The 13,418-nt window shown below is 70.4% G+C and carries 12 protein-coding genes; 8 read left to right on the top strand and 4 right to left on the bottom strand.

Going from position 1 to position 13,418, the window contains the following annotated elements:
* Window positions 1-11: 11 nt before the first annotated feature.
* Together EIZ45_RS35890 and EIZ45_RS35885 are read right to left on the bottom strand one after the other, a co-directional pair.
* Window positions 12-521, bottom strand: coding sequence for a GNAT family N-acetyltransferase (locus tag EIZ45_RS35890; RefSeq protein ID WP_134668056.1), 510 nt, complete (start codon window positions 519-521; stop codon window positions 12-14).
* Window positions 518-1,351: a putative RNA methyltransferase gene (locus EIZ45_RS35885; protein ID WP_134668057.1), complete on the bottom strand. Its 834-nt coding sequence runs from the start codon at window positions 1,349-1,351 to the stop codon at window positions 518-520. The genes EIZ45_RS35890 and EIZ45_RS35885 overlap by 4 nt, the downstream gene beginning before the upstream one ends.
* Before the next feature lie 174 nt (window positions 1,352-1,525).
* Between EIZ45_RS35885 and EIZ45_RS35880 the strand changes: the two genes are divergently transcribed.
* From EIZ45_RS35880 to EIZ45_RS35865, 4 genes are all read left to right on the top strand, one after another.
* Window positions 1,526-2,893, top strand: a complete 1,368-nt coding sequence (locus EIZ45_RS35880) for an ammonium transporter (protein ID WP_167756657.1) — start codon at window positions 1,526-1,528, stop codon at window positions 2,891-2,893.
* The gene (locus tag EIZ45_RS35875; protein ID WP_043827775.1) at window positions 2,890-3,228 is read left to right on the top strand and encodes a P-II family nitrogen regulator; all 339 of its coding nucleotides are present in this window, start codon (window positions 2,890-2,892) and stop codon (window positions 3,226-3,228) included. Before EIZ45_RS35880 ends, EIZ45_RS35875 begins: the two co-directional genes overlap by 4 nt.
* A 3-nt stretch (window positions 3,229-3,231) precedes the next feature.
* Window positions 3,232-5,535 (top strand): [protein-PII] uridylyltransferase, encoded by a 2,304-nt coding sequence (locus EIZ45_RS35870; protein ID WP_134668058.1) that lies wholly within the window; start codon window positions 3,232-3,234, stop codon window positions 5,533-5,535.
* Between the two features lie 181 nt (window positions 5,536-5,716).
* On the top strand, window positions 5,717-6,094 hold the full coding sequence (locus tag EIZ45_RS35865) for a hypothetical protein (protein WP_037810443.1): 378 nt from the start codon (window positions 5,717-5,719) through the stop codon (window positions 6,092-6,094).
* A 199-nt stretch (window positions 6,095-6,293) separates the two neighbouring features.
* Here EIZ45_RS35865 and EIZ45_RS35860 read toward each other — a convergent pair whose 3' ends face one another.
* Both EIZ45_RS35860 and EIZ45_RS35855 read right to left on the bottom strand, forming a co-directional pair.
* Window positions 6,294-6,746, bottom strand: a complete 453-nt coding sequence (locus tag EIZ45_RS35860; protein WP_043827773.1) for a MarR family winged helix-turn-helix transcriptional regulator — start codon at window positions 6,744-6,746, stop codon at window positions 6,294-6,296.
* A gap of 9 nt (window positions 6,747-6,755) precedes the next feature.
* Window positions 6,756-8,549 (bottom strand): ABC transporter ATP-binding protein, encoded by a 1,794-nt coding sequence (locus EIZ45_RS35855; protein WP_134668059.1) that lies wholly within the window; start codon window positions 8,547-8,549, stop codon window positions 6,756-6,758.
* A 209-nt stretch (window positions 8,550-8,758) separates the two neighbouring features.
* On the opposite strand from EIZ45_RS35855, the gene ffh reads away from it, so the two are divergent.
* The 4 genes from ffh (at window position 8,759) to EIZ45_RS35835 (ending at window position 13,285) form a co-directional block, all read left to right on the top strand.
* Window positions 8,759-10,300: a signal recognition particle protein gene (gene ffh / locus EIZ45_RS35850; RefSeq protein ID WP_037810264.1), complete on the top strand. Its 1,542-nt coding sequence runs from the start codon at window positions 8,759-8,761 to the stop codon at window positions 10,298-10,300.
* Window positions 10,297-11,370: an amidohydrolase family protein gene (locus EIZ45_RS35845; RefSeq protein ID WP_134668060.1), complete on the top strand. Its 1,074-nt coding sequence runs from the start codon at window positions 10,297-10,299 to the stop codon at window positions 11,368-11,370. The genes ffh and EIZ45_RS35845 overlap by 4 nt, the downstream gene beginning before the upstream one ends.
* 312 nt (window positions 11,371-11,682) lie before the next feature.
* Window positions 11,683-12,405 carry a CPBP family intramembrane glutamic endopeptidase gene (locus EIZ45_RS35840; protein ID WP_043827770.1) on the top strand — a complete coding sequence of 241 codons (723 nt, stop codon included), beginning with the start codon at window positions 11,683-11,685 and terminating at the stop codon, window positions 12,403-12,405.
* An 88-nt stretch (window positions 12,406-12,493) separates the two neighbouring features.
* Window positions 12,494-13,285 carry a CPBP family intramembrane glutamic endopeptidase gene (locus tag EIZ45_RS35835; protein ID WP_037810267.1) on the top strand — a complete coding sequence of 264 codons (792 nt, stop codon included), beginning with the start codon at window positions 12,494-12,496 and terminating at the stop codon, window positions 13,283-13,285.
* The last annotated feature ends 133 nt before the right edge of the window (window positions 13,286-13,418 follow it).

Here is a 13,418-nt window from a genome sequence, read left to right as displayed (position 1 = left end):
CGACGGCCACGCTAACCCAGCGGCGGCGGTGGCGGCCATTCCTCCCGGAGAGTGATCGGGCGGGCGCGCCAGACCACGGCGAGCGCCGGATCGCCAGCGGGGTCCGGCTCGACCCGCTCGACCGCGAATCCTTCCCGCTCGTAGAACGCCGCGGCCCGCTCGTTGGCGGCGAAGTGCTCGATGCGCAGCCGGTCGACGCCTTCTGGCAGGTGGCTGGCGAGGGCGTCGAGCAGTTGTGGGCCCAATCCGTGGCCGCGGTGTTCCGGATCCAGGTAGAGCTTGTAGACGACATGGTCCGGTCCGCGCTGTCCGACGCCGACGATGCGCCCCTCGGTTTCGGCGACGACCACGCGCCCGTCGGTCACGGCGGCGCCGATATGCGCTTCGTTCCACCACCGGCGGACTTGGCGCTGGGCTGCCGCTTCGCCGATGAGCGGGGCGTAGTGCGGTGGGATGTGCATCTCGCCGAAACGGCAGATCGCCTCGACGTCGCTCAACCCGGCCACTCGCACCCGGCTCACGGCCCGTCGTCCCTCTTCCGCCAAGTGCTCACCGAAACCGCCAGCGTCACGTCCCGTCCAGCCGCCGCTTCGAGGCGCTCCCGCCGTCCGTCCCGGTCCAGATGGAAGCCCGCGGGCCCCATCGCCACCACATCCCGCACCTGCGCCGCGCTGAACTCCTGCGTCCGGACCACCTCCACCCCGGACTCCCGCTCGAACAACCCGTCCAGCGCGGCCTCGAGCCGTTCTTCCTTACGCGCGTCCACCGCGAGCACTAGATCGCCCAGTTCCGCGAGATGCCCCGGCAACGGCGACGCCACCACCAGCTTCCCGCCCGGCTCCAGCACCCGGTGGAACTCCGCGGCGTTCCGCGGCGAGAACACGTCCAACACCACCGAAGCCACCCCGTCGCCCACCGGCCACGGTTCCCACAGGTTCCACACCGCCGCACCCAGCCTCGGATGCGCCCGCGCGGCCCGTCGCAGCGCGATCGCCGACACGTCCAGTGCGAGCCCGACCGCGTCCGGCGCGGCGTCCAGTACTCGCGAGAGGTAATAGCCCGGCCCGGCTCCGGCGTCGATGATCAATCCAGGAGCAGAACCAACCTCAGCGACCGCCTCGGCGAGCGGTGCGTACGCCCCGGAGGACAAAAACGCCGCCCGCGCGTCCACCATCGGCGCGGTGTCGGCCGTGCCGGCCGGGATGCGCGCGTGGAGAAGATTGACGTAACCCTGCCGGGCCAGATCGAACGAATGCCGCCGCTCGCAGCGCAGCGTCCGGCCGGTCAGCGAGACCGGTTCCGCGCACACCGAACAGCGCAGCGCTTCGATCACCCGATCAGGCAAAGACATGGCGCTATTCGACCATGAGGTTGCCTGACCGGACATTTCACCCCGGCTCCCCGGAAACGTCCCCGTAACAACCCACGTGCCGGAGTTCACGCGAGGGAAACGTGAACCGAAGCCTGGTGAAACACCCGCGGCCAACACTTCCTCTGCAGTTGCCCACGGCACGGGAGGACGATTGTGCTGAACGCCGGAGACACCGCCTGGGTGCTGATCAGCGCCGCGCTGGTCATGCTCATGACCCCAGGCCTCGCGTTCTTTTACGGCGGCATGGTCCGCGCGAAGAGCGTTTTGAACATGTTGATGATGAACTTCATCGCACTCGCGATAGTCGGGGTGCTGTGGGTGCTCTTCGGGTTCTCGCTGTCCTTCGGCGACGACGCTTTCGGCGGCCTGGTCGGGAACTTCGACTACGCCGGCCTGACGGACGCGTTCGGCAAGCTCGTCGGCCTCGCCAGCGCGGGCCCGCCCGCCGTCCCGTGGCCCGGCCCGGACGCGTTGCCGCTGCTCGCTTTCTGCATGTTCCAGCTGATGTTCGCGATCATCACCCCGGCGCTCATTTCCGGAGCCATCGCGGATCGCGCGAAGTTCTGGGGCTGGACGCTTTTCGTGACGATCTGGGTCATTGTCGTGTACTTCCCGGTCGCGCACTGGGTGTTCTCGTTCGACGGATTCACCGGCAAGGATTCGGTGGGCGGCTGGATCGCCAACCAGCTCAAGGCGCTCGACTTCGCGGGCGGCACGGCGGTGCACATCAACGCGGGCGCCGCGGGTCTCGCCCTCGCGCTGGTGCTCGGCAAGCGCAAGGGCTGGCCGAAGGACACCGGCCGTCCGCACAACGTCCCGTTCGTCCTGCTCGGCGCGTCGCTGCTGTGGTTCGGCTGGTACGGCTTCAACGCCGGTTCCGCGCTCGGCGCCAACGACCTCGCGGGCGTCGCGTTCACCAACACCACCGTCGCGACCGCGGCCGCGGTGCTCGGCTGGCTCGTCGTGGAACAGCTGAAGTTCGGCAAGCCGACCACGCTCGGCGCGGCGTCCGGCGCGGTCGCCGGCCTGGTCGCGATCACCCCCGCCTGCGGTTTCGTGAGCCCGCTCGGCTCGATCGCGATCGGCGTGATCGCCGGGGTGCTGTGCGCGCTCGCCATCTCGCTGAAGTTCCGCTTCGGCTTCGACGACTCCCTCGACGTCGTCGGCGTGCACCTCGTCGGCGGTCTCGTCGGCACCGTGCTGATCGGGTTCTTCGCCACCAAGAGCGTGAACCCGGCGGGCGCGGACGGCCTGTTCTACGGCGGCGGCTTCAAGCAGCTGGGCATCCAGGCGGTCGCCGCGCTTGCGGTACTGGGCTACTCGTTCATCATGACCTTGATCATCGGCTTCGCGATCAAGAAGGCGGGCGGATTCCGCGTCAGCACCGAACACGAGGTCAGCGGCATCGACGAGGGCCAGCACGCGGAGAGCGCCTACGACTTCACCGGCATGGGCGGCCTCGGCCACTCGGCGACGTTCCCGGCCAAGCCCGTCACGAAACTCGAGGAGACCAAGGCATGAAGCTCATCACCGCGATCGTCAAGCCGTTCACGCTCGACGACGTCCGCTCCTCGCTGGAGCAGCTGGGCGTGCTCGGGATGACGGTGAGCGAGGTCCAGGGCTACGGCAGGCAGAAGGGCCACACCGAGGTCTACCGGGGGGCCGAGTACTCGGTGGATTTCGTGGCCAAGCTGAAGATCGAGGTCGTGGTGGACGACGTCGTGGTCGAGAAGGTCCTCGACGCGGTCACCACCGCCGCGCACACCGGGAAGATCGGCGACGGGAAGGTCTGGGTGACGCCGGTGGAGACGGTCATCCGGGTCCGCACCGGCGAACGCGGCACGGACGCGCTGTAGCCGATGACCGACGGGGGCGAACTCGCCCGAGCCACTGCGCTGCTGCTCGAAGGACGGCACGGAGCTCCCGCGCTGCGGAACTCCCTGGTCGATCTCTACGAGTTCTGGCTCGGGAAAGGAGCGACGGCGGCCGGCGTCGACACCGCGGACCCAGGTGTCGCGCTGGTCGCCGTAGGGGGGTTGGGGCGGCGTGAGCTGGTGCCGTGCTCCGATCTCGATTTGGTGTTGCTGCACAACGGAAACAACCAGGTCGGGGAGATCGCGGACGCGCTGTGGTACCCACTGTGGGACGCGCGGGTCGGCCTCGACCATTCGGTCCGCACGCCCGGCGAGGCGCTGAAAGTCGCCGCGGAGGACCTGCGTACCGCGCTCGGTCTGCTCGACGCCCGGCACCTGGCCGGCGACCCGGGCCTCACCGGACGCCTCGCGTCCGCCGCCCGCGACCAGTGGCGGCGCACCGCCCGCAAACGCTTGCCGGAGCTGGCTGAATCCGTCCACGGACGATGGCGGCGCAGCGGGGAGATCGCCCAATCCGCCGAGCCGGACTTGAAACACGGCCGTGGCGGTCTTCGCGACTTCGGCGTGCTGGAAGCCCTCGCGGCCGGACAGCTCACCGCGCGACCGGGCGAAGAACTGTTGGCAGCCAAGCAACTCCTGCTCGACGTCCGCACCGAACTCCGCCGCGAAGCACGTCGCGAACGAGACATCCTCAGCGCGGCCGACGCCGACGTCGTAGCGCACGAACTGGAGCTGGGCGACCGATTCGCCTTGGCGCGCAAGCTTTCCGGCGCGGGCCGAACCATCGCGTACGCCGTCGATGTCGCTCTTCGGTCCACTGTGGAGCAGCCGCGTCCACTCTTCGGCCGACGCCCGGTTCGCCGCCCGCTGGCCGAGGGTGTCGTACTGCACGGCGACGAGGTCGCGCTGGCCCGAGACGCACTTCCCGCCCGGGACCCCGCGCTTCTGCTCCGCGCCGCAGCGGCCTCGGCTCGGACCGGAAAACCCATCTCACCAGGCACTTTGCGTACCCTCGCGGAGTCCGCCCCCGAGCTGCGCGAACCGTGGCCGGACGACGCCCGCAACGCCCTCGTCGAACTGCTGGGCGCGGGGGAGGGACTGGTCGACGCGGTCGAAGCCCTCGATCGCACCGGCTTGTGGGCCCGGCTGTTCCCGGAATGGGGCGCCGTGCGCGACCTGCCGCCGCGGTCGCCAGTGCACCAATGGACCGTCGACCGGCACCTCGTCCAGGCGTGCGTCGAAGCAGCGAAACTGACCACCACCGTGTCGCGGCCGGACCTGCTGCTGATCGGCGCGCTGCTGCACGACATCGGCAAGGGCCGCGACGCCGACCACTCCGAGCTGGGCGCGAAGATCTCCGCCTCGGTAGCGCAACGCCTGGGCCTGCCGCCCGCGGACGTCGCGACGGTCTCCGCGATGGTCCGCCACCACCTGCTGCTGCCGCACACCGCGACCAGACGCGACATCGGCGACCCCGCGACCATCTCGCGCGTGGTGAAAACCCTGGACCGCGACGTCGTCCTGCTGGAACTCCTGCACGCCCTCACCCGCGCCGATTCGCTGGCCACCGGACCCGGCGTCTGGACCGACTGGAAGGACCGCCTGCTCGCCGAGCTGGTCAGCGGCTGCGAGGAAGCCGTGCACGGCAAGGGTTTCACGCCGCCGGAGCCCTTGGACGACGACCAACGCGAGCTCGTCGCCGAAGCCACCCGGACCGGCGTCGGCCAAATCCGGATCTCCGCGCACGGCAAGGTCGTCACGGTGCTCCTGGCCGTCCCCGCGGACCGCGAACTGCTCGCTCCCGCGGCCGGGGTGCTGGCGCTGAACTCCCTGGAGGTCCACTCGGCGGTCCTGCGCGAGCATTACGGCCGGGCGGGCGTGTTCACCGCGTCGCCGAAGTTCGGGTCGCTGCCGGATCCCGCACTGCTGCGGGAACAGTTCGCCCGCGCGGTCGCCGGGACGATGCCGCTCACCCAGCGGCTGGCGGCGAAGGAACGCGACTACGCGACCGCGTCGCCGGTCGTGGTCAAGCCGGTGGTGCGCTGGTTCGACGACGAAACGAGCGGTCCCGACGCCGTCGTGCTGGAACTGCGCGCCGCCGACCGGATCGGCCTGCTGTTCCGCGTGGCGAGCGCCCTGCGCCGCGCGGAGGCCGACGTCCACTGGGCGAAAGCCGCGACCCTGGGCGGCGCCGTCGTCGACTCGTTCGCCCTCTCGCCGCGCTCCGGCCACGTCACCCCGTCGTGGCGCACCGCGATCACCGACGCCGTCCTGGCCGCCGTTTCCTGACCGTCCGTGAAGGACTCCTTGAGGGAATCAGATTCCGTCAAGGAGTCCTTCACGGACGAATGACCAGGGCAGACCCGGCCGCATTGCGCCATCCGGGCTCACCCGTCCGGGGTGTCGGCGGCGCCGACCCCGGTTCCGATGGCAGGATGGCAGGTCCGGGCAACGGGGCGAGGTGAACGGGATGCGAGGGCACGAGAACCTGCCGGAGCTTTCGCTGCCCCCGACAGTCGTGGCCGGGCACCTCCGCACCTGCGCCGAGGAGCTCTCCGCCCTGCTCCGCGGCGACGGATCCGCCGCCACCCTCGGCGAACTCTCCGAGGTGGTCACCCAGCTGGTCGCGGGCCAGCACGCGCTGTCCCACGCCCTGGCCGGTCTCGCCGGGCGCATGGACGTCCGCAATCCCGCGCTCGCCACGGTCTCGCCGTCCGAGGTCGAGGTCCTCACCGAGGTCCTGCAAGCCGCCGCCTGCGCGGTCAGCTGTTCCGCCGAGGAACTCGCCGACGCCGAACCGCTCTTCGAGTTCGCGAGCGACTCCGCGGGACCCGACACCCGCGTTTGAGTAGTCCTACTCAGTCCGGATTGGGGGACTTCACGCTGCCGCGCGCCCGCTCCCGGACGGCAGACTTCTCCCCAACGCCGGGCGGCCGAGGGGGAACCGCTCCGCGTGCCCGCGGCGGAAGGCCTCCTGGGGAGGTGAGCTCTTCCGCCACGGTTCCGGGGACGGCCGTGGGGAGCGGCCGCCCCGGAACTCCCGGGCCTCAGGAATCCGCGATCCGCGTCAGCAGCCCGGCCGCGAGCCGGAGCAGCTCCTGCTCGGTGGGGCTCAGCGTCCGTTCGACGGCCGCGGCCAGCCAGTTCTCCCGCGCGACCGAGTAGGTGCGCAGTTCCCGCAGCCCGGCCGGGGTGATCTCGATCAGCGACCGCCGCCCGTCCGCCGGGTCCGGGGTGCGCGTGATCCACTCGCGTTCGGCCAGCGAGGCCAGGATCCGCGTCAGCGACTGCGGATGGATCCGCTCGGCCTCGGCCAGCTCGCCCGGCGTGTGCGTGCCGCCGCGGTACAGCCGCGACAGCACCGCCAGCACGGCCGGTCCCGGGGCGGGCGAGCCCGCCTCGGAGCGCATCCGCCAGTTCAGCCGCCCGACGCCCTCGCGCACCGTCCGGGCCAGCGTCGCCAGCTCGTCGGCCCGGTGCGCGTCGGGTTCGGTCTCCATGCGGCCACATTAGGCGGTTTCTCCCCGCACCAGCGCGGCATACCGGCCGCCGGAGGCGAGGAGTTCCGCGTGCGTCCCCCGTTCGACGATCCGTCCGGCGTCCAGCACCGCGATCTGGTCCGCGTGCTTCACAGTGGACAGCCGGTGCGCGATCGCGATCGTCGTGCGGCCCGCGGCGAGCCGGTCCAGTTCCGCCTGCACCGCGCGTTCCGTGCGATTGTCCAGCGAGCTCGTCGCCTCGTCCAGGATCAGCACCGGCGGATTGCGCAGCAGGATCCGCGCGATCGCCATCCGCTGCTTCTCCCCGCCGGAAAACCGGTAGCCGCGTTCCCCGACGACGGTGTCGTATCCCTCCGGCAGCGCGGCCAGCGTGTCGTGGATGTGCGCGGCCTTCGCGGCGTTCTCCAGCTCCTCGTCGGTGGCGTCCGGCTTCGCGAACCGCAGGTTCTCCCGCACCGACGCGTGGAACAGATACGTCTCCTGCGACACCAGCCCGACCCCGGCGGCCAGCGACGCGAGCGTGACATCCCGGACATCCGTCCCGTCCACGCACACCTTTCCCTCGGTCACCTCGTACAACCGGGCGACCAGGTATGCGAGCGTCGTCTTCCCCGAACCCGTCGACCCGACCAACGCCGTCGTCGTCCCCGCAGGCACGTCGAGGTCGATATCGCGCAACGTCCACGGCCCCTCGTCGTCGTAGCGGAAAGAGACTCCGCGCATCGAGACCGCCCCGCCGCTCGGGTGCAGTGTCCGTGCGCCCGGCCGGTCGTCGATCTCCACCGGCAGATCGAGCACCTCGAAGATCCGCCCGAACAACGCCTTCGCCGACGAGACGTTCTGGCCCACCGTCTGCATCGCCGTCGCAGGCGCGAGCAGCCGGTTCAACATGCTGGTGAACGCGACGACCGTGCCCAGCGAGATCGGCGCCGCGCCCCCGGCGAGTTCCAGTCCGGCCGCCCAGTAGACCAGCGCCGGGATGATCGTCAGGCTCATCGACCGCGCCGCCCGCTGCCACCGCCCGGCCAGCGCTGCACTGCGTTCCAGAGACGCGACCTCGCGTGATTCCTCGGCGAACCGGTCGCGCATCAGCTTCGCGTTGCCCATCGTCTTGGCCAGCAGCACGCCGGTGACCGACAGCGATTCTTCGACGATCGTGGTCAGCCGCGCCATCCGCCGGGTCCGGCCGCGGGCGAGCTTCCGCTGCTTGCCGCCAAGGCGCAGCGTGAACAGCAGGAACAACGGCACGACGACCAGCGACAACAGCGCCAGTTGCCAGTCCATCACCAGGATCGCCACCGCGATCGCCAGCGCTGTCGTGCCGTTCTGCACGATCGACGCGGCGGTCCCGGTGACGACGTTGTCCACGCCGCCGATGTCGTTGAACACCCGTGACAGCACCTCGCCGGTCTTGGTCCGGGTGTAGAAGCCCAGCGACATCCGCTGCAGATGGCTGTACACCGCGACCCGCAGCTCGTTCATCACCCGCTGGCCGATGGTGTTGGACAGGCCGGTGGTCCGCACGCTCAGTGCGCCGGACCCGAGCGCGGCGGCGATCATCCCGGCCGCCAGCAGGCTGACCAGGAGGGCGTCGCGGTGCGGCAGCGCGTCGTCCAGCATCTCGCGCAGCAGGAACGGCGAGGTGACGCCCAGCCCGGCCTGCACGACCAGCAGCGCGCACAGCCCGGCCAGCGCCCGCCGGTGCGGCCGGAACAGGCCCGCGATGCGGCGGAACGGGACCTGGTCGTCCTCGTCCCCTGCCGGTTCGGCGAGCGTCGGACGCCGGGCCGTAGCTGATGTCATACGCCTATGTTTACTTGATTTCGGACGCTGGTCGACCGGTTTTCGCGTGGTTGAGCTGTTGTCGTGTGGTCAATTAGTACGCGCATGCGTAGTACCCTTCCCGTACCCGTGAAGGCCGGGTGGCCGGGGCGGCTACCCTCGGAAGATGCCGGGGGTGCCGAGCACCGCCCGGCACGCGAACTTTCGACCCAGCTGGAGCGTGCACCCCCGTGTTCGACACCCTCTCCGATCGGCTCACCTCGGCCCTGCAGTCGCTCTCGCGCAAGGGCCGGCTGTCCGACGCCGACATCGACGCCACCGCGCGCGAGATCCGCATCGCGCTGCTGGAAGCGGACGTCGCGCTCCCGGTGGTCAAGGCGTTCATCGCGAAGATCAAGGACCGCGCGAAGGGCGCCGAGGTCTCCCAGGCGCTGAACCCTGCGCAGCAGGTCGTGAAGATCGTCAACGAGGAGCTCGTCGGCATCCTCGGCGGCGAGACGCGGCGGCTGAACCTGGCGAAGAACCCGCCGTCGGTGATCATGCTCGCGGGTCTCCAGGGCGCTGGCAAGACGACGCTGGCCGGCAAGCTGGCGATGTGGCTGAAGAAGCAGGGCCACGCGCCGATGCTGGTCGCCTGTGACCTCCAGCGGCCGAACGCGGTCACCCAGCTGCAGGTCGTCGGCGAGCGCGCCGGTGTCGTCACGTTCGCGCCGGAGCCGGGCAACGGCGTCGGCGACCCGGTCGACGTCGCCCGCCGGGCGATCGAAGAGGCCAAGCACGCGCAGCACGACATCGTCGTGGTCGACACCGCCGGTCGTCTCGGTGTCGACGAAGAGCTGATGAAGCAGGCCGCGGACATCCGCGAGGCCGTGCAGCCGGACGAGGTCCTGTTCGTGGTCGACGCCATGATCGGTCAGGACGCGGTCACCACGGCCGAAGCGTTCCGCGACGGCGTCGGCTTCACCGGCGTGGTGCTCACGAAGCTCGACGGCGACGCCCGAGGTGGCGCCGCGCTGTCCGTCCGCGAGGTCACCGGCCAGCCGATCCTCTTCGCGTCCAACGGCGAGAAGCTCGAAGACTTCGACACGTTCCACCCGGACCGGATGGCCTCGCGCATCCTGGGCATGGGCGACGTGCTGACCCTGATCGAGCAGGCCGAACAGCACTTCGACCAGGAGCAGGCCGAACAGGCCGCGCAGAAGCTCACCAGCGGGCAGCTCACGCTGGAGGACTTTCTCGAGCAGATGCTCGCGGTGCGCAAGATGGGCCCGATCGGCAACCTGCTCGGCATGCTGCCCGGCGCGGGCCAGATGAAAGACCAGCTCGCCGCGGTCGACGACAAGCAGCTCGACCGGCTCCAGGCGATCATCCGCGGCATGACGCCCGCCGAGCGCGCCGACCCGAAGATCATCAACGGCTCGCGCAGGCTGCGCATCGCGAACGGCTCCGGCGTGACCGTCCGCGAGGTCAACGACCTGGTCAACCGCTTCTTCGAGGCGCGCAAGATGATGGCGCAGATGGCGGGCCGGTTCGGCTTCGGCGGCGGAGGCGGCGGGAGCAAGAACCGCAAGGGCAAGAAGGGGAAGAAGGGCAAGAAAGGCCCCACGCAGCCGAGGATGCGCGGCGGGATGCCCGGCGGCATGCCGATGCTGCCCCCCGGCGGCGGGATGCCCGGCGGGATGCCGGACCTGTCGCAGCTCGGCGGCATGAACGACGTGCCCGGCTTCGACCCGTCCAAGTTCAAGCTGCCGAAGGACCCGAAGAACAATTGAGCCCGCTGCACCTGCACGGAACCGTCCTGCCCGACGGCGAACCGCGTGACCTGTGGATCCAGGACGGAAAGCTGTCCTTCGAGCCGGTACCCGGCGCGGAAACGCTGTCCACCGGCGGATTCGTGGTCCCCGGGCTCGTCGACGCGCACTGCCACCCGGGCCTCGGCCCGAGCGGCGGACTGTCGGTGGAGGAGGCGGCGGACCAGGCCGCGACCGACCGCGACGCGGGCACCCTGCTGATCCGCGACTGCGGCCTCCCGCTGGACGTCCGCCCGCTGCAATCCCGCGCCGACCTGCCCACGATCATCCGCTGCGGACGCCACCTGGCGCTGCCGAAGCGGTACATCCCCGGCTTCGCGATCGAGTTGGACGACCCGGCCCTGCTGCCCGAAGCAGTCGCCGAACAGGCCCGCGACGGCGACGGCTGGGTCAAGCTCGTCGGCGACTGGATCGACCGCGGCCAAGGCGACCTCGCGCCGCTCTGGCCGGACGACGTGCTGGCTGAAGCCATCGGTATTGCCCACGATCTCGGCGCACGCGTCACGGCGCACGTCTTCGGCGAAGCAGCGCTGCCAGGCTTGATCGGTGCGGGCATCGACTGTCTCGAGCACGGCACCGCGTTGTCGCCAGACCAGCTCGCCGAACTCGCGCGCCGCGACGTCGCCTTGGTGCCCACGCTCATCAACATCGAGAACTTCCCGGGCATCGCGGACAAGGCTGGCAAGTACCCGACGTACGCGGCCCATATGCGCGCACTGCACGCCGGTGTGGGCGAGATGGTGTCCTCAGCGGTCGAAGCGGGCGTACGCGTCTTCGCGGGAACAGACGCGGGCGGCATGGTCGCGCACGGCCGTATCGCCGACGAAGTCGAAGCGCTCCACCGCGCGGGCATGTCGCGTACGCAGGCTCTCGCGAGCGCTTCCTGGGAGGCGCGCGAATGGCTGGGCCACCCCGGCATCGAACACGGCGCCCCAGCGGACCTGATCGTTTACGCCGACGACCCGCGCGTCGACCTGGCCGCCCTGCACCACCCGACTCACATCGTCTTGGGCGGCACGGTCTTCCACTGACCACCCCAATGCCACATTGGGTGCATCTGACGCACCCAATGTGGCATTCGGTGCGTCGCATGCACCCAATGCCACGTTGGGGTTTTTCTCAGTAGCGGCGCGCGGCGTCGGTACGGCGGATGCGCAGCGTCGACCGGGCCGCCTTGCTTCCTCGCTCCAGTTGACGTCCGTGAGGGCCACCCTGAGAGAATCAGATTCCCTCAGGGTTCCCCTCACGACATCCGCACCCGCCCCTACCGCGAAACTCCCCGCGAGCGAACACGAGACGACCCCGCCTCGATGCGCCACACCCCAGCCACATAGCGTGAACCCGTGGCCGAAGACGGTGGGGGAAAGCGAATCCTGGGCGCCCATTGGGCTTTCGCCGCGTTCTTCTTCGGAGTAGCCGGCTACTACCTCGTCACCCTCCTCACCGCGGCCGCGTTCAACCGGCACGTCGGCGACGACGACCCGGTCGAGGCGTACGCGGGACCGTTGCTCCTGCTGGCGTTCCTGCCGAACCTGGTCCTCGGCCTCGGCCCGGCGACCGCCTCGCTGCGGTACGGCTCCGGCCTCGAACGCGACTTCGGGCTCCGCACCCGGGGCCGCGACCTCCGCATCGGCCTTGCCTGCGGCCTGCTCGCGCTCGTCGTCGGCTTCGTGCTGAACGCCGCCGAAATCGCGGTCTTCGGCGGCGACGAGGTGTCCGACAGCCCGCTCACCGACCTGCCCGACGTGTCCGGCGGCAGCCCGGTCTGGCTGATCGCGACCGCTCTGGTGCTGGTGGTCGCCGTCCCGCTCACCGAGGAACTGCTGCTGCGCGGGGCGCTGTGGAACGCCCTGCTGCACTACCGGATCCCGCCGTGGGTGGTGCTCGTGCTCACCTCGTTGGTGTTCGCGCTGCTGCACGGCGAGACCACGCGCACGATCGCGCTGTTCGGCCAGGGCCTCGTCCTCGGGCTGGCGCGGCATTTTTCCGGCCGGACCTCGGCGAGCGTGCTCGCGCACGCGGCGAACAACCTGCCGCCCGCCGTCCTTCTCTTCACCGGGCATTGAGGGAAACCGGTGACCGGCCGAGTACTGTGCGAAACCATTTCGGCCGCTAGGCTCGACCGGTGAGCAGAGCGAGCACGGGGAGGCGGGCGTGACCACATCACAGCCCCGTGAACCTTTCTCCCGCGCGCTCTCCCCGGAGGACTTGGTGGCCGAACCGACCGCGTTCCCGGCGCATCGCTGGGGATTCGGGGCGTTCCTGCTGGTCGAGGCGGTGCTGCTGGCGTCGGCCGCGTTCATCGGCGCGCTCGCCGGCCCCACGGCTCCGGGCAAGCCGCTCCCGATCGGCACGGTGCTGCTCGGCACGATGCTGCCCACCATGATCGCCGCGGGCGTCGCGGTGCTGATCACCGTCGTGCGCGGCAACGGCCCGAAGCTCGACCTGCGGCTCGAATGGCGCTGGGCGGACGTCTGGACCGGGCTCAAATTCGGCATGCTCGGCCTCGTGCTCACCTCGCTGAGCGCCTACGTGTGGACCCAGCTGGTCGGCACGGCGGACGCGACGTCGGCGATCAGCGCGCTGGTCGACGACCGCAAGATGTCCGTGCCCGCCGCCGCGGTGATGTTCGGCTACCTCTGGCTGCTCGGGCCGATCTGCGAGGAGATCATCTACCGCGGCCTGCTCTGGGGCGCGGTCGAGCGGCTGCAGTGGCGCAGCGAGCGCTGGGGCCGGGTCGCCGCGTTCCTGCTGTCCACCGCGGTCTTCGCGGCCAGCCACCTGGAACCGCTGCGCACCACGCTGCTGCTGGTGATCTCCATCCCGATCGGGCTGGCCCGGCTGTCCACCGGACGGCTGGCGGGCAGCATCGTCGCGCACGCGGTCAACAACTTCCTGCCCGCCGTCGCGATCCTGCTCGGCGCGCTCGGCCTCGCGTCCTTCTGAGGCCCCTGCGCAGGCACAACGACGGCATCTGGCAGAATGTTCGCTTGCCCGCTTCCGCCGGACCCTCTCGCCGTGTGGAAGCTCCTGACCTCCGGGCGTCGCGAGCCTGTCCCCACGGGTTTCGCGCGCGCCC

Origin of the sequence: Amycolatopsis sp. CFH S0740, assembly GCF_004522315.1 — a bacterium.
Lineage (GTDB): Bacteria > Actinomycetota > Actinomycetes > Mycobacteriales > Pseudonocardiaceae > Amycolatopsis > Amycolatopsis nivea.
Note: the sequence above shows the minus strand (reverse complement) of the source record. Positions and strands in the feature narration are given on the sequence as shown.

What these genes read in the sequence shown, in the direction of transcription:
- EIZ45_RS35885 (WP_134668057.1), bottom strand. Translation starts at nt 1,351, where the DNA reads ATGTCTTTGCCTGATCGGGTGATCGAAGCGCTGCGCTGTTCGGTGTGC.
- EIZ45_RS35860 (WP_043827773.1), bottom strand. Translation starts at nt 6,746, where the DNA reads ATGGAGACCGAACCCGACGCGCACCGGGCCGACGAGCTGGCGACGCTG.
- EIZ45_RS35855 (WP_134668059.1), bottom strand. Translation starts at nt 8,549, where the DNA reads ATGACATCAGCTACGGCCCGGCGTCCGACGCTCGCCGAACCGGCAGGG.
- EIZ45_RS35870 (WP_134668058.1), top strand. Translation starts at nt 3,232, where the DNA reads ATGACCGACGGGGGCGAACTCGCCCGAGCCACTGCGCTGCTGCTCGAA.
- EIZ45_RS35875 (WP_043827775.1), top strand. Translation starts at nt 2,890, where the DNA reads ATGAAGCTCATCACCGCGATCGTCAAGCCGTTCACGCTCGACGACGTC.
- EIZ45_RS35865 (WP_037810443.1), top strand. Translation starts at nt 5,717, where the DNA reads ATGCGAGGGCACGAGAACCTGCCGGAGCTTTCGCTGCCCCCGACAGTC.